We start from the raw sequence: 1,325 nt of genomic DNA, 5'->3' as shown, positions 1-1,325 counted from the left end.
GCGTCAGACGTTGGGGGCCAGGAGCACTAAGCGTCCGGAAGGCGGGGAGGAAGGTCCCATCCCCCATCCTGATGACCTCGGGGGGTGGCATGCGGAGGATCGCCGAGGCGCTGCGGGGCGACTTCGTGCTCTCCGGCCGTCCCGCCTGGGGGTACAGCCTGCTGTGCGCGCTGGGCATCTGCCTTCCGCTGGTGGCCGGCGTCATGCTCGGCCATGTCCCGCAGGGCGCCGCGATGGCACTGGGCGGCTATCTCACCGTCTTCGGGGACGCCCCGGGCCTGCCGTACGGCGAGCGCGCCCGCAAGCTGCTCGTCGCCACGCTCATGGTCACGCTGGGTTCGGGCCTGGGCGCGCTGATCCAGCCGTATCCGTGGGTGGCCGCCGTCGTGGTGGGCCTGGTCGCCATGGCCGGCGGCTACTGGCCGGTGATCAGCATTTCCTCGGTTCTCTCGGTGGCCCTGACCTATTTCGCCCCGCCGGGCATGAGCGTGCCGGCCCACATGGAGATCACGGCAGCCGGTGGCCTGCTGATGACGCTGCTCCTCGTGGGGCTCTGGCCGGTGCGCCGCCTCCAGCCGCTCCGGACGGCCTTCGAGACGGCCGGTACGGCGCTGGCCGACCTGCTGGAGGCCGCGGGGCGGGCTCCGCTCTCCGACGAGAGCTGGGAGGTGCTGCGCCGCTCCGCCGGCACCGCCCTGGACGACGCGGCCAAGGCCTTCTCCCTCTACCGGGTCTCGGAGGAGGACGACCGGGCCCTGCAGCGGCTGCTGGCCACGCTGACCCGCGTCATCCACGAGACCGTCGCGCTGCGCGTCCTGCGGGCGGCGGCCGTGCAGACGGGCGTGGGCACCGGCTGGACCGAGGAACTGAACGAGGCGGTCGGGGCCCTGGCCCGCGCGCTGCGGGAGGCCGTGACGCTCGGCGGTTCGGCCGGGGTGCCCGAGGCGCTGGGCGCCGTCGGGCGGTTCGCCGACCAGGTCGAGGAGATCCGCCGGTCCGCTCACACGGGCGGTGCGCCGCTGCCCGCGGCCGCGCTGCTCGGGCAGGTCCGCCGGTGCCTGGACCGGATCGGGATGGCGGTGCGGTCGGTGGCGCAGCAGGCGGTCGAGGGGGTCGAGGTCGGACCGCGCCTGCCCAGGTTCGGCCGGTTGCGCAAGCCGGTGTTCTCCACCGGCCACCACCCGGTACGGCTGGGCCTGGCGGTGACCCTGGCCATGGTGCTGATGCTGGTGACCCACGAGCACTACGCCAAGTGGTTCGTGGTGACCGTGATCGTCAGCCTCCGCCCGGCCTACCGCGACACCGTGGAACGGGTGGTGCTGCGG

1 protein-coding gene is annotated in these 1,325 nt (G+C 73.8%); it reads left to right on the top strand.

The genetic code is table 11. The features are described 5' to 3' along the window. Positions 1-89 precede the first annotated feature (89 nt). A partial coding sequence (locus CA984_RS44030) for an FUSC family protein (RefSeq protein WP_133061995.1) occupies positions 90-1,325 on the top strand: 1,236 nt, incomplete at its 3' end.

The sequence above is a fragment of the Streptosporangium minutum genome (assembly GCF_002149035.1).
Lineage (GTDB): Bacteria > Actinomycetota > Actinomycetes > Streptosporangiales > Streptosporangiaceae > Streptosporangium > Streptosporangium minutum.
The sequence above is the reverse complement of the archived record's forward strand: the minus strand, read 5'-3'. Positions and strand labels throughout refer to the sequence as shown.